The organism is Mucilaginibacter tolerans, from assembly GCF_030519375.1.
Lineage (GTDB): Bacteria > Bacteroidota > Bacteroidia > Sphingobacteriales > Sphingobacteriaceae > Mucilaginibacter.
The window spans coordinates 1-14,645 of the sequence record NZ_JAUMKB010000013.1; the positions used below are offsets into that span (position 1 = coordinate 1).

The window sequence follows — 14,645 nt, forward strand, 5'->3', positions numbered from 1 at the left end:
CTGAATTGCTCCATCATCTTTTCTTTCATCTGGAATATAATTATTCCAAAAGTGTCAACCTATACCTGTATAAGACCGTTTTTGGGACAAAAAACTTTTAAATGAACAGTTACATTCAAACCTTATTAGAGCAACGCCAATACAGCCCGGAAGTAAAAGAACAAGCGGTGCTGCGTATCTTATTTGGAGGGGAAGATCCCGCCCAGGTCATGGAGAATCTAGAGATTCATGACATTTATACAATCAATAATTGGGTAAACATCTACAAGAGAAAAATTGAGGATGGATTGATAACTTTACCTCCAATGACTGAAAAGCAAAAACAGAATCTGCATGCTTTACAACAGAGAAACAAAGAACTGGAACGAGCGGTTGCCGATGCCAATCTTATGATCCTTGCATTGAATACCTTAATTGACGTTGCAGAGCAGGATCTTAAGATACCTATCAGAAAAAAGCGTGGTACCAAACGGTCGTAAGCCTACGAGGCAACCGAATTGCAAAAGTAGGTGTCGGCCCACTTTGCAAGCTGTTTGGTAATAGTCGACAAGCATTCTATCAGAAAGAAAGGAACATTAAGGAGCAAACTCAGGATAATTTGCTCGTACTAGACCTTGTTGCTGCCATTCGCCGCGATATTCCAGGGCTGGGGTCACACAAGCTCTACCGGTTGTTACGGCCCAATCTGATGTCAAGCGGCATTCAAATTGGGAGAGATAAGCTTCATCATCTTCTTCAAACCTACAACTTACTGGTAAGAAGAAAAAGGATAACGCCCAAGACTACCAACTCAAATCATTGGATGTATAAGTATCCGAATCTAATAAAGGATTTGGAAATAAACTCAATAGAAACGGTGTAGGTTTGCGATATGACATATATTTGTGCTGGACAGAACTTCAGTTACTTATCACTCATTACAGACGCTCATTCACGATTAATAGTTGGTTATTGTCTACACCAATTCCTTAATACTGAAGGATGTATGAAGGCTTTAGAAATGGCTATAGCCAACCGGACAAAACTAAACAATGATCATAAACTCATCCATCATTCTGATCGGGGATCACAATATTGCAGTTTTCAGTACGTAAAGAAGTTAAGGGAAGCAGGTATTACCATTAGTATGACTGATAATGGCGATCCATATGAGAATGCAATGGCTGAGCGAATAAATGGGATTCTTAAAACGGACTTTAAGTTAAACAGAGTGTTTAAATCCCACCTGGAAGCAATGCTAGCTACCGAGGCGGCCATTCGCAACTACAATACGCTACGCCCACATATGAGCTGCGACTATCTCACTCCGCAGGCAGCCCATCAGTTAGATCAGCCTTTAAAAAAGCATTGGAAAAAGAAAAGTCGGAAATCGATAGAAAAGGTTGAGCATTGAAATATGGAAAACTTATACCCGCCACACAACCGATTGAAGTTTACCACATTCCAACACTTAACGACAACAACAATGAATCAACTTTTGCAATATGAAAATAAACAAATCGCCACCCGTCAATTAAATACCGCACAAAGTTTGGAAAAAACCAAGCAGTTAATACTTTTGTAAATCTCAAGACGTACTTAGACAACCATTTTTCTAATAACTCAAAAACTGTCTACTAAAACCAGTACGAGACAAACTGTAAACCTATTCCAGCATAAGACATATTTGAGTTGCGTATTCATATTTTTACAAAAAGTGGTTCAATAGGCCGCCTTTTGTATTTAGATTTAAAAATCAAATTACCTGCCTTATGAAAAAGATATTTTATTTGTTGTTGGCGTGCATGTTAGTTTTAATTTTGAATGCAGACGCGCAAATATACGGGGTGAAAAAACCTGATATTAAATCCATTCCCGATATTGATATTTATGATTTAAACGGTAACCATACCACTTTGAAGAAGCTTGCAAAAAACAAGGTACTCTTTATTGATAATTGGTTCATACCATGTCCGCCATGTTTCATGGAGATGAAAATGCTGCATAGACTTTATGCAAAGTACGGTAATGAAAAGGAGTTTTGTTTTATAACTATTAGCCGAACAGATAGTAGTATAGTTCGTAAGTTTATTGCCAAGGATTCGACGCTGGCAAAGTATGTGAATGCCTATCAATATTTTAGCCAACTGACATATTTTAAATTACCCGTATACTTTTTGCCTGGCTGTAATGCAAAGGTTATTGTGGAGGGAAAAATATTGCATCAGATAGATCCAGATCATCCTGCCCTATGCCCTGACGATGCATTGCATTTTTCGGGGTATCCTACGGTTATAATTTTTGATAAAAAAGGTAATACAATTTTTAATAAATCCGGCTATGATGGAAATGAAGCGGCAGCTATGGTCGAAATCGAAAAAGTTATTAATACAGCGTTAACCGCTAACTGACGAATATTACTGGCTTATCCCAATCCCAACTAAAATTCCGAAATTCGCCACCAAAACAAATCCGAAATCAAGAACGCATGCTGCAAATCCAGGAAAACGTATCCCTAATAAACTTTAACACTTTTGGTATCGATGTCTCGGCAAAATATTTTGTCGAAATAGGACATGAAGATGAGTTGGTGGAGTTGTTTATGGATCCGCAGTGGCTACAGATGGAGCGTTTGGTATTGGGCGGCGGCAGTAATATGTTGCTGGTAAAAGATTTTGATGGATTGGTTGTCCGCATCAATATCCGGGGTATTGACCACCGGATTAATCATAACGAAGTTTTTGTTGAAGCCGGTGCAGGCGAAGTTTGGAATGACCTGGTTAACTTTTGCGTGGCCAGGGAGTATGCGGGTATCGAAAACCTAAGTTTGATACCGGGTTCTGTAGGAGCGTCGCCTATCCAAAATATCGGCGCCTATGGTGTGGAACTAAAAGATGTGTTTTATAGCTGCCATGCCTTCGAGATCGCAACAGACACATTTAGAACATTTACCAATGAGGATTGTCGCTTTGGCTATCGCGATAGTATTTTCAAAAATGAGCTGAAAGAGAAGTACATTATTACTTCAGTTAAGTTCAAACTATCTCTTATCCCAAATCTTAATTTAAAATATGGAGCGATAGAGCAGGAGTTAGTCAACCGAGGTATCAGTAATCCTACTATTAAGGATGTATCGCAAGTAGTGTCGCATATTCGCGTATCTAAATTACCCGATCCTTCTACTATCGGCAATGCAGGTAGTTTCTTTAAGAATCCTATTATTACTAAAGATCAATTCGAACAGGTTTACTCCAAATTTCCTGAGGTGGTGAATTATCCTGCCGGTGACGGCCTTGTAAAATTGGCGGCCGGCTGGCTGATTGAGCAGTGCGGATGGAAGGGAAAAGTAGTCGGCCACACGGGAACATGGAAGAACCAGGCGCTCGTTTTGGTGAATCATGGAGGTGCTACAGGCGAGGAGGTGTACAGTTTTTCGTCGCAAATCATAGACAGTGTGTACAGTAAATTTGGCGTTTTGCTTGAACGTGAAGTGAATATTATTAATTAAATTATATTCGTTCTAAGAAAATATTTATTACCCGTACCTTCCGCTAATAGCTGCATTTTTCTTCTCAAAAAGTGATATAATTACAATTAAATGACTGTTTTCCAGTCTGTTCATCAGGTGGGCTTTCCGGCAGCTTAGCTTAACTCACACATAAAATCCTGTGTGTGCAATTCTGCATAATACTGTGCTTTTTTGAAAGCGGTATCATGTTTGTCTAATACTCCATACAAAACTTTAACAGAATGACAACAATCGAGTTTAACACCATGGTAATGCGTCAGGCAACTTCGCTGAGGTCATATGCACTTCACTTCACCCGGGACGCAGATGATGCTAACGACCTTGTTCAGGATACAATGTTGAAAGCCATAACTTATTACAATAAGTTTAAAGAAGGAACTAACTTGAAAGGATGGTTATATACCATCATGAAAAATACTTTCATCAATAATTATCGCCGTTTTGTTAAAATGAGCACTTTCGTAACCAAGTCTGAAGAAATATCTTCTGCCAACCTGGTATTCAGTTCGACAAAAAATCACGGCGAATCAAAATTTGTGATGGACGACATCAAAAAAGCTTTGGACAGATTGCCCGAAGACTACTATGTACCGTTTACCATGTATTTTGAAGGACATAAATATCATGAAATTGCCGATCACCTGGATATTCCGATCGGTACCGTAAAGACACGTATCCACGTTGCGCGCAAGCTTTTGAAAAAGAACCTGAAAGCTTATGACAATGGTATAAAAAAGCCTGTCTACGCAGAAGATTAATTGGTATTTGACAACTCCATATATACTATCAAATAACCTGCTACGGCAGGTTATTTGATTTTTAAGCGCCTCACCCCGGCCGTCTCCAAGGAGTGGGAGAAACTACATTCAATTTGAAGTCCTTTCCTTTGGAGAGGATTTAGGTGAGGCTAGATATTTTATTGCCTCCTTTGCTACTACCTGTCCTGAAATAATTGCTGGTGGGACTCCCGGTCCTGGTACAGTAAGCTGACCGGTATAAAGCAAATTTTTGATTTTTTTTGACCGCATAGCAGGTTTTAAAAAGGCAGTTTGTTTTAGCGTGTTTGCTAAGCCATACGCATTGCCTTTAAACGAATGATAATCAGCTTGGAAATCATTCAGGGCATAACTTCTTTTAACGATGATATTTTCACTGATCTTTTCTCCTGTGATCTTTTCGAAACGAGAGAGTATCAGATCGAGGTATTGCCGGCGGATAGCGTCATTATCCTTAATTCCGGGAGCTATTGGCATTAGAAAGAACAAATTTTCACAATTTTCTGGTGCAACTGTCTGGTCAGTTTTCGAAGAGCAACAGACGTAGAACAGCGGTTTTTCCGGCCATTTTGGATCGCCGTAAATGTCTTTGGCATGCTGCTCAAAATCTTCATCAAAAAACAGATTGTGATGTTGGATATTTTTGAGCTTTTTATTGACGCCAATATACCAGATCAGGCAAGAGGGGGACAGGATACGGCCGTTCCAGTATTTTTTGGTATAGTTTCGATAAGGCCCATCAATCAAGTGCTGATCTACGTGCTCATAATCCGCTCCGGCTATTACCAGATCTGCCGGATAATCACCTTTACTGGTGCCAACTGATTGTACTTGCCCATTTTCGATATTGATTTTGGTGACTTCTGTATTTAGTTCGATTTGTACGCCTTGTTTTTCAGCAATGCTTACCATCGCTTTTACTATTTCGTGCATGCCTCCCATCGGATACCATGTTCCTAAAACCAAATCGGCATAATTCATCATACTATATAACGCCGGTGTATTTTGAGGTGTTGCTCCTAGAAATAATGCAGGGAACTCTAATAGTTGAATCAATTTTGGATGCTTGAAGAATGTTCTCACATGCGTGTGCATATTCGTGAGCAATTGCAGGTTAATGCTCTTCCTGACCAGATCAAAGTTCAAATATTCAACTACAGAATGTGAGGGCTTGAAGGCATATTCGCCCATCCCGGTCTTGTATTTGGTTTCGGCCTGAGCTAAAAATGATCTTAATTTCTTCGCACTTGCAGGTTCGATGTTTTCAAATACCGTCTCCAGCTCCCGCATATTTGCCGGAATATCAATCAAATCGTCCTTATCAAAATAAATACGATAACCAGGATCAAGTCTGTTCAACTCATAGAATTCAGCAGGCTTTTTATCAAATAGTGCGAAATAATTCTCAAAAACATCGGGCATCCAGTACCAGCTTGGCCCCATATCGAAACGGAAGCCATCTTTCTCCCAAATACGTGCCCTGCCCCCAGGCTGATCATTTTTTTCAAGCAAGGTAACATCATAGCCTTTCTTAGCCATTAAAGCCGATGCAGCCAGACCCGAAAAGCCTGCGCCGATAACGATTACCTTCTTGCTATTGCTCATCCTGTTGCAAAGTAAATAATAGATTGGCGATGCTGAAATCCATTTTCAGGCCGAATTCGTAGATTTGGCAAAATTGGCTGCAAAACGAATGAATCTGTACGACGATACCTGCTTTGAAAGCAGTAAATTGATTACTAACAAGTACAGCACCTCATTTAGTAAGGGAATCAATGCTTTTGACGAGCGGTTCCGGTACCCTATTTATGGCATTTACGGCTTTGTTCGCTATGCTGATGAAATTGTAGATACCTTTCATGGGCACGATCAGCATCAATTAATCAATGACTTTAAGGCTGATGCATTCAAAGCGATCGAACAGAAGATCAGCCTGAATCCGGTATTACAGTCTTTTCAGTTGGTGGTTAATAAATATCATATCAACCTGGAGTTAATTGAAGCTTTTTTAAGATCGATGGAGATGGATCTGGACAAGAAGTCGTTTGATAAGGATGAATACGAAGCTTATATCTATGGCTCGGCAGAGGTGATCGGATTAATGTGTTTGCGCGTTTTTTGCGTGGGGGACGATGATTTGTATAATCGTTTAAAATCACCGGCCCAAAAACTAGGGTCGGCGTTGCAAAAAATAAATTTTTTGAGAGATATTAAGGCTGATCTTCATGAGCGGGGACGCATTTATTTCCCCGGAGTAGACTTCAATCATTTTACTGATGCTGAAAAATTGCAAATAGAAATTGACATTAAAAAGGATCTGAAGGAAGGCTTCAAGGGGATAAAAGATCTGCCCGAAGGCGCAAGGCTGGGAGTTTATATTGCTTACATGTATTATGGTGAACTGCTGAAGAAGATCATCAAAACACCCGCCCGGATTATTATGCTGCAGCGCATACGCATTACTGATACAAATAAAACGATGCTTTATTTAAAAGCTATCTCAAAACATAAACTGGGTTTGATATGAATGAACTACCTGTTTACACACGTTCCCAGTTAGCACTTCGCAACGGGCAGGACAAGCCTGAGGTTTGGATTGCCTATAAAGGATTGATTTATGACGTAAGTGGAAGTAGGTTATGGCGTAAGGGCCAGCATTATGAGCATTGGGCAGGGCAGGACCTTACCGCCGAATTACTCGATGCCCCGCATGATGAATGGGTGTTTGAGCATTTTGACCCTATAGGCCGACTGGCCTAAGGTCGGAAGACAGAGGTCAGATGTCAGAACCTTTGCAGGCCTCTGACATCCGACTTCAGGCATCTTATAATATTTCGAACTTGGCTAAGCTAATAAATTGCTGTATCCGGTTACGCAAAGCATCTTCGGTTAGATTTTTTAGTTTTTCTGTACCAAAGGTTTCCACGCAGAAAGAAGCTAAGGCCGAACCATAAATGATGGCATTCTTCATATTATTAAAGTTTACAGTGCCTACTTTAGCCATATAACCAATAAAGCCACCTGCAAAAGTGTCGCCAGCACCGGTCGGATCAAATACATCTTCAAGCGGCAGGGCGGGGGCAGCAAATATTTTTCCTTCGCCAAATAGTAGCGCACCATGCTCGCCTTTTTTAATGATCAGGTATTTTGGGCCCATTGCTAATATTTTGTTAGCGGCCTTCACCAGCGAATATTCACCCGACAGCTGGCGCGCTTCGGCATCATTGATAGTTAACACATCAACCAGTTTAATAGTTTCCAGCAGATCATCGAGCGCCACGTTCATCCAAAAGTTCATCGTATCCATCACGATTAGCTTCGGGCGCTTATTTAATCTTTTGATTGCGGTTTGCTGTGTTATCGGAGCTAAGTTTGCCAGCATGAGGTATTCGCAATCCTGGTACGATTCCGGAATGATCGGGTCGAAATCTTCCAGCACATTCAATCCTGTTTCCAAGGTGTCGCGACTATTCATATCGGTATGGTATTTACCCGACCAATAAAAATTCAGACGGTTTTCGTCGATCTGCAGGCCTTCAGTGTTGATATTATGATCATGCCAGATATTAATTTCTGACTTCGGAAAATTCTTGCCGATGATACCTACCAGCTTTACTTTGTTATAAAAGTAAGATGCTGCCAGACAGGCAAATGGCGCTGCTCCTCCTACAATTTTATCAGCTTTACCAAAGGGGGTTTCAATGTCATCGAGGGCTACAGAGCCTATAACTATTAAACTCATTTAAAATATTTTTTATTTTTTTTCTGGCAAATATTGTGAATTAAAGCCGGAAATCATACTTTTGCACACTCCAAACCGGAAAATGATTCCTGAGTAGCTCAGCCGGTTAGAGCATCTGACTGTTAATCAGAGGGTCGCTGGTTCGAGCCCAGCCTCAGGAGCCAACTGGGCAAGCACAAATTTTTGTTGCTTGCCCTTCTTTTTTATCTTGTTGCTAATCAGATAAATAAAAGAGTACGAATCGCTCGTCTTAGTGGTTCGATCATTACCAAGTCGACAATCAATCTCCTTAACACTTAACCATCTATGACCAAAGATATTCTTGAAAGAGTGAAAACCGGGGAACAAGTGCCACTTAGGTAGGAAAGCCTGCGCCTTTTAAACAAAGCACATTGCGCCTTTTAAACAAAACAAACGATTTACTATAAAGCGATTTTTGGTTCATCAAAACAAAAGAAGATGAACACCAATTCAAATAATGAGAAATTAGTGCTGGTTACCGGTGGCTCCGGCTTTATTGCAGTACATTGCATACTTCAATTATTAAATGCAGGATATCGGGTAAGGGCGACATTGCGCTCCTTGAGTCGTGAAGCCGGCGTGAGGTCAATGCTTAACCAAGCCGGCGCCGAAGCCGTTGACCGTTTGACCTTTGTTGACGCTGACCTAGCCTCTGATAAACATTGGTCCGAAGCGATAAGTGGTTGCAACTACGTATTGCATGTTGCTTCGCCTACACCAAAATTGGATTTCAAACACGAAGATGAAATGATTATCCCGGCACGGGAAGGTGTACTGCGGGTATTGCGTGCCGCAAGGGACACTGGTGTTAAACGCGTAGTATTAACCTCTGCTATCGGTGCAGTTGTTTATGGACATCCCAGCCAAAGGGCACCCTTTGACGAGACGGACTGGACAGATACAGCCAATGCTCCGGCTTACCAGAAGTCCAAAACCCTGGCTGAAAAGGCAGCCTGGGAGTTTATCGAAAGGGAGGGGAGGGGACTTGAACTTGCGACGATTAACCCCGTAACTGTCATGGGGCCGGCATTGGGACCGGAATATTCACATTCGCTTTACCTGATCAAAAACCTCCTGACCGGCAAGATGCCGGGCTGTCCGAAGATCAATACCGGTTTTGTCGATGTGCGTGATGTGGCCGACTTGCACCTGCGCGCAATGGAAAATTCAGCAGCTAAGGGAGAGCGTTTTATCGCCACTGCTGGTGAGAGTATCTGGCTGGTGGAGGTGGCGAAAATACTGAAAGAAAACTTAGGTGCTGCTGCCAATAAGGTAAGAGCGAGAGAGTTGCCCAATACGCTATTGCGTATCGCGGCATTGAAAGACCCGATGGTTAAGTCAATGATCCCGCTCTTGGGCAGGGTTATGAATGTCACCAGTGCCAAAGCTATTAACCTATTAGGCTGGTCGCCGCGCTCTACCGAAGACGCGATTCTTGCCTCAGCAGAAAGCCTGATCCGCTTGCAACTGCTCGACCAATAATATTAACTTTAAACCGATGGAAGTCGCCGAAGTATTTATCGCCTGTAAGAAGGAAGCTCATTACAGCCGGGAGCTGATCCTTTCGCAACCAGCGCTAGTTCATATCATTTCCGGTGAAATGGGGGTCGTGACCGCCGAACACAGCTACCATTTTCTTCCAGGAGATACCGTACTGCTGCCCCGTAACCAACTGGGCAGGATGAGTAAACTCCCCCTAAACGGGCAACCCTGCATCGTCATATCAGTGCTATTTCGCAAGGAAAGGCTCCAACAATACTATCGAGCCAACGTAAACCAATTTAAAGCGATGCACGGCCATGGGCTAAGAAAGTTCGGAGCACATCCGTTGTTGAAAAGCCTGTTTAGTTCTTTGCAACCTTATTTTGACCTGGCCGATGCTTTGCCTGAGGACATAGCCTCATTTAAGGTCGAAGAAGCGGTCCGTATCCTTCGTGCTATTGATCCGAGTGTAGACGAATTACTCAACCATTTTGAAGAGCCGGGCAAACTGGACCTTGCTGAGTTCATGGAGCAGAATTTTATGTTTAACCTCCCTCTGGAAAAATTCGGCTACCTGACGGGAAGAAGCCTGACCACTTTTAAAAAAGATTTCAAGCGGATTTTTCAAAATACACCCGGCAGATGGTTGACGCAGAAACGCTTGGAGCTGGCCCATTACCAGATTTTCGAGCAGAAAAGAAGGCCGTCCGAGGTTTATCTGGATAGTGGTTTTGAAGACCTCTCACACTTTTCCTTTGCCTTTAAAAAGCATTATGGTTATAATCCAACCTTTAGGGCCCTCTAACGGAGCATGTATGATCTTAACAAAAAATGTCAAGACAAGAGTAATTTGATAACCTGAGGACCCCTAGGGAAACGAACCTCTTATCTTAGCCACTTTCAATTCCTTTAGCAACTTTAACTGCTCTAAGACTTGGTTCGAATTCTGTCCAGTCAGGGGAGCCAGACTGGGCAAGCACAAATTTTTGTCGCTTGCCCTTCTTTTTTTCTTCCATAATTCATTGTTAATCAAGTAAATAAAGGAGTGCAAATCCCCCGACTTAGCGGTTCGATGTTGCAGGTCTTCAAAAGTGAACTTTTGGGCTCTTACAATAAATGCCGAAATGACTATGCTTTACTGGGATATTGGCAAAACAATAAACCAGCTTCAAAATGAACAAGGTTGGGGTGCCACGGTCACTGCACGATTAGCAAATGATATCAAGAATTAACTACCGGAATTAAAAGGCTTCTCTGAAAGAAATTTAAAGTTTATGGTTCAGTTTTATAAGGAGCATAATTCAGATGAGCTAATTGGGAAACGGGCCGTTTCCCAATTAGAAAATACAGACCAGACAAACACTGAATTTATGAAACAGGCTGCTTCCCAAATTCCCTGGGGGCATAATATTTTGCTGATGCAAAAGATCAAAGATAAGCAAATACGTTTTTGGTATGTGCAACAAACGCTTTTAAATGGCTGGAGTAGAGATGTGCTTTCATTAATGATAAAGAGTGATCTTCATCTTCGACAGGGAGAAGCAATTAATAATTTTTCAAAAACATTGCCCGATCCGCAATCTGATTTAGTAAAAGAAACACTAAAAGACCCATACATATTTGACTTTATTACAATTGCACAACCCTTTACAGAACGCGAGTTAGAAACTGAACTGGTAAAGCATGTAGAAAGGTTTTTATTGGAATTAGGTGTTGAAGGGCATTGCCGAGTAAAATATCTTCACGAAAAAGAAGGATATAGCCTCCTTCTTCAAGTTCAAGGTTCTCAATTTCAATAACTTGCCGGGGTTTCCAAAACACCATCGATCCTTTTTCATGATCAAGCTTGGTACGCCCATAGAGCCAGTGACCGGCTTTAATATTCTTTAGGCCTACCAGATAGAAATCACAGGTGATTGCAACAGCGAACGCAATTGGGGTTAGTTATCTTAGAATGATCGGCTTTGCGGCCGGCAGATAATGCGCTAAATCAAATTAGCGACGATATAGCAGCAGAAAAACGACAATACATTTGAGCTCACAAAATGGTTATGCCTTACTTTTTTTAAATTCACTCGGCGTGCAACCATATCTGGCTTTAAACACGGTAGCAAAGTAATTAGGGTTTGAGAAACCAACCATATACGTGATCTCAGAGATAGTCAAACTCTCATTATTCAAAAGGTAGGTAGCCTTTTTTATTCGCCGATTAAGAATGTAGTCAGTTATACTACAATCCGTCAAGGCTTTTACTTTCCGATAGAGCTGAACACGCGAAATACCAATTATCTTGCAAATATCGTCCACCGAGAATTTTTCGTTGGCCAGGTTTTGTTCGACAATGCCGGCAAAATCATTAAGGAATTTTTTATCCAGTTTTTTAGATATGGTAAGTCTTTCTGTAGTGCTTATGTCACTTGTAAAATGCTCTTTCAACAATGCCCGGTTACCAATAAGATTCCATACGCTCGCACTGAGATAATCAAAATTAAACGGCTTTGTAATATAAAGGTCCGCCAAAGACTGAACACCTAATATCTGATGCTCAAGGCTTCCTTGAGCTGTGAGCAAGATAATTGGAATATGAGATGTGCGGACGTCTGATTTGAGCGTTTTTGAAAGTTCTTTTCCGGATACGCCCGGAAGCACAACATCTGAGATGATTAGATCAGGCACGTTGTCAAATGCGCTGGTGATACCTGCAGTGCCATTGCATGCGGTAAACACCTCAAAATTTTCGCTGAATTTGTCTGTAAGGTATTGCAGCAAATCAGTGTTATCTTCAATAATTAGTATTGAATGTTCACTCGGACTTTTCAGAAGATTATAGCTGTCCTCTACTGCAAGCCGGTTAAAGTCTCCCTGGTATATTTTTGATTTTTCAGCCAAATCAGACCAATCATTTCGCGAATAGTTTTTTTCCATGGCATTTAAATGACTGCTTCCAAGGGGTAAGCTTACAGTAAACATTGTGCCCTTCCATTTCTGGCTTTTAACGTCAATATTACCGTGATGGAACAGCATGATTTCTTTTGAAAGAGAAAGGCCTATTCCCGAACCTGTAACCGGAGCATTATCGGCCTGGTAAAATTGGTCGAATACTAAAGCTGTATCTTCTGGTGACATTCCAATCCCATTGTCCTCCACATCAATGTAAACATAGTCAGGGCCATTTTTTCTGATAGTCACTTTTATACGGCCGTCCTCATTACAAAATTTGATAGCGTTAGATATCAGGTTAAAGAACACCTTATCCAGCATGTCAGCATCAAACCAGGCCTTTATTTCTTTTTCGGGGGAAGTAAAGTAAAGCTTGACATTCATTTTTTGTGCATAAACGCGGAATGCCTCTGTAATCTCGCGAACAAAATCGACCAAATTGTTTTCTGACGCTTTTATAGTTTGTTTGTCGATCTCTATTTTCCGGTAGTCGATCAATTGGTTCACCAACTTTAACAGCCTAAATGCATTCTGCTGAACCAGCCTCAGGTTTTTGCCGGCAAGTAAAGATAACTTGTCATTTGCGAGCAGATCCTGCAATGGGGATAACATCAATGTCAGAGGAGTACGAAACTCATGAGATACATTGGTGAAAAAGTTAAGCCGCGCCTCTGTAGCGGCTTCTGCTTTGGCCGACATTTCGATTAGTTGGTTCCTTTGCGAAACTATTTCGTTGTTCTTTGCTTCCAGTCTTTTATTGATTTTGCGGTTTTCAGTAAGAGAGTAAAAGGCAAGCCCGCCAAATATGATAGCCAGAACGAGTGTAATAATAATCACATCCAGCACAATCTGCTGGCTTTTATAAATTGCCTGCTGGTCTGCCAGCAAAGATTGTTGTTTCTCGATGTCCTTTTGCTGGCTTTCAATTTTATTCCACTGAAATTGCATTAATTTAACGTTAGTGGAATCAATCACGAGCGATTGCAAAATATTTTCCCTGGAGAATGGCTCTTTATTTAATATCTGAAAAGCTGTCACAATGGCTTCCTTACCACCGGTAGGGTATAGCACACTTGCGTTGAGGGTTTTGTTACCGACCATCTGCAAACCGCCACCATTACCTGGGAGCGCATCTACACCTAATACTTTGATGGTGCCTGGCAAACGAAGGTCGTTTAATACTTCTCTGGCGCCTGAGGCCATCATGTCATTTTGTGCAAAAATTGCATTTATACCAGCCAGTTGTTTTGCATTTTTTCTCAATTGGGCCTTGGCATGTTGCTTTAGCCAATCACCGTAAACCTTAGATACATGTATGTTAGGAGACTCCTTTATGCCGTCCATCAGCCCTCGGTCTCTTTCTATAGCAGGCGAGGAACCGGGAAGCCCCATTACTTCGAGCAAGTTAATCTGCCCTACAGAAGTTGATGCTATGTATGCACCAGCCAATTTCCCCACCTGGTAATTGTCGGCTCCTACATAGGCCGTGTATAAGCTTGACGCGGTTTTACGGTCAATAATAATTACGGGTATGCCTTTATTATATGCTTCTTCGACAACCGGCGTTAATGGCTGGGCTTCATTAGGGGAGATAATGAGCAAGTCGATACCATCATCGAGCATTTTTTTCACCTGGCTGATTTGTAAATCGCTACTATTTTCAGCATCAGCATAAACGAAGTTGGCTCCGGGATGTAAAGAAAGCTCAGTTTTCATTTCATCCAGCATGGTTTTACGCCATAGGTCGGAACCTACACACTGTGAAAATCCAATTGTGTAAGCAGCTTTTTTCTTGTCCTCTTTGCACCCTGCTATACATAAGATAATCAGGGTAACAAATAGTAGTACCCGGGATAGTTTACCGAATGCAATGCGCCCGCTCATCTTATGATTCCTAATAAATGGTTATTCAATGGTTCTTATTGGCCGGAGAGATTCGACTCTAGTTTCAAAAATATAGATAAAATTCCTATAACTCCAAATAGGCGTTTGCCGGCCCGTGCTAACATCAACAGCGAAATGTAACAGTATCGAAGGTTTCGTGTAACATAATTATAAGTCGTGCAAATTTTTAAACCCGTGTAAATTTTATTTGGCTGAAAATCAAATACATATTGTTTGTTTAAAATTTTAAGCATTTTGAAATAAAACTGATAACCGTCGCCCTGGTTCGCGC

14 protein-coding genes, 1 tRNA gene and 1 pseudogene are annotated in these 14,645 nt (G+C 41.4%); 12 read left to right on the forward strand and 4 right to left on the reverse strand.

The window, feature by feature from the left end; all coding sequences use genetic code 11:
• The first annotated feature begins 101 nt into the window (after positions 1-101).
• From Q3A68_RS17265 to Q3A68_RS17285, 5 genes are all read left to right on the forward strand, one after another.
• Positions 102-479 carry a hypothetical protein gene (locus Q3A68_RS17265; RefSeq protein ID WP_302902368.1) on the forward strand — a complete coding sequence of 126 codons (378 nt, stop codon included), beginning with the start codon at positions 102-104 and terminating at the stop codon, positions 477-479.
• Between the two features lie 392 nt (positions 480-871).
• A complete protein-coding gene (locus Q3A68_RS17270; protein ID WP_302902369.1) occupies positions 872-1,393 on the forward strand; it encodes an integrase core domain-containing protein in 522 nt (173 codons plus the stop codon).
• Positions 1,394-1,751: 358 nt separating this feature from the next.
• Positions 1,752-2,390, forward strand: a complete 639-nt coding sequence (locus Q3A68_RS17275) for a TlpA family protein disulfide reductase (RefSeq protein WP_302902370.1) — start codon at positions 1,752-1,754, stop codon at positions 2,388-2,390.
• A gap of 77 nt (positions 2,391-2,467) precedes the next feature.
• On the forward strand, positions 2,468-3,487 hold the full coding sequence (murB, locus tag Q3A68_RS17280; RefSeq protein ID WP_302902371.1) for a UDP-N-acetylmuramate dehydrogenase: 1,020 nt from the start codon (positions 2,468-2,470) through the stop codon (positions 3,485-3,487).
• 242 nt (positions 3,488-3,729) lie between these two features.
• Entirely contained in the window at positions 3,730-4,266 is a 537-nt protein-coding gene (locus Q3A68_RS17285) for an RNA polymerase sigma factor (protein WP_302902372.1), read from the forward strand.
• Positions 4,267-4,374: 108 nt separating this feature from the next.
• Here Q3A68_RS17285 and Q3A68_RS17290 read toward each other — a convergent pair whose 3' ends face one another.
• Positions 4,375-5,889, reverse strand: a complete 1,515-nt coding sequence (locus Q3A68_RS17290) for a phytoene desaturase family protein (RefSeq protein WP_302902373.1) — start codon at positions 5,887-5,889, stop codon at positions 4,375-4,377.
• Between the two features lie 88 nt (positions 5,890-5,977).
• Here Q3A68_RS17290 and Q3A68_RS17295 point away from each other — a divergent pair, with 88 nt between their 5' ends.
• Entirely contained in the window at positions 5,978-6,811 is an 834-nt protein-coding gene (locus Q3A68_RS17295) for a phytoene/squalene synthase family protein (RefSeq protein WP_302902374.1), read from the forward strand.
• Entirely contained in the window at positions 6,808-7,044 is a 237-nt protein-coding gene (locus Q3A68_RS17300) for a cytochrome b5 domain-containing protein (RefSeq protein WP_302902375.1), read from the forward strand. Before Q3A68_RS17295 ends, Q3A68_RS17300 begins: the two co-directional genes overlap by 4 nt.
• A gap of 64 nt (positions 7,045-7,108) precedes the next feature.
• On the opposite strand, the gene Q3A68_RS17305 is transcribed toward Q3A68_RS17300, so the two are convergent.
• A complete protein-coding gene (locus Q3A68_RS17305) occupies positions 7,109-8,026 on the reverse strand; it encodes a PfkB family carbohydrate kinase (RefSeq protein WP_302902376.1) in 918 nt (305 codons plus the stop codon).
• 87 nt (positions 8,027-8,113) lie between these two features.
• Between Q3A68_RS17305 and Q3A68_RS17310 the strand changes: the two genes are divergently transcribed.
• The 3 genes from Q3A68_RS17310 (at position 8,114) to Q3A68_RS17320 (ending at position 10,334) form a co-directional block, all read left to right on the forward strand.
• Positions 8,114-8,190, forward strand: a tRNA-Asn gene (locus Q3A68_RS17310).
• A gap of 295 nt (positions 8,191-8,485) precedes the next feature.
• Positions 8,486-9,529 (forward strand): SDR family oxidoreductase, encoded by a 1,044-nt coding sequence (locus Q3A68_RS17315; protein ID WP_302902377.1) that lies wholly within the window; start codon positions 8,486-8,488, stop codon positions 9,527-9,529.
• Positions 9,530-9,545: 16 nt separating this feature from the next.
• The gene (locus Q3A68_RS17320) at positions 9,546-10,334 is read left to right on the forward strand and encodes a helix-turn-helix domain-containing protein (protein ID WP_302902378.1); all 789 of its coding nucleotides are present in this window, start codon (positions 9,546-9,548) and stop codon (positions 10,332-10,334) included.
• A gap of 85 nt (positions 10,335-10,419) precedes the next feature.
• On the opposite strand, the gene Q3A68_RS17325 is transcribed toward Q3A68_RS17320, so the two are convergent.
• A complete protein-coding gene (locus Q3A68_RS17325) occupies positions 10,420-10,545 on the reverse strand; it encodes a hypothetical protein (RefSeq protein ID WP_302902379.1) in 126 nt (41 codons plus the stop codon).
• 75 nt (positions 10,546-10,620) lie between these two features.
• Here Q3A68_RS17325 and Q3A68_RS17330 point away from each other — a divergent pair.
• Positions 10,621-11,049 (forward strand): annotated as a pseudogene (locus tag Q3A68_RS17330) (DUF1016 N-terminal domain-containing protein); the annotation flags it as partial.
• Positions 11,035-11,328 carry a PDDEXK nuclease domain-containing protein gene (locus Q3A68_RS17335; RefSeq protein ID WP_302902460.1) on the forward strand — a complete coding sequence of 98 codons (294 nt, stop codon included), beginning with the start codon at positions 11,035-11,037 and terminating at the stop codon, positions 11,326-11,328. The pseudogene Q3A68_RS17330 and the gene Q3A68_RS17335, both read left to right, overlap by 15 nt.
• 250 nt (positions 11,329-11,578) lie before the next feature.
• Here the strand turns inward: Q3A68_RS17335 and Q3A68_RS17340 are convergent, their stop codons facing one another.
• Positions 11,579-14,353: a substrate-binding domain-containing protein gene (locus Q3A68_RS17340; RefSeq protein ID WP_302902380.1), complete on the reverse strand. Its 2,775-nt coding sequence runs from the start codon at positions 14,351-14,353 to the stop codon at positions 11,579-11,581.
• Positions 14,354-14,645 lie beyond the last annotated feature (292 nt).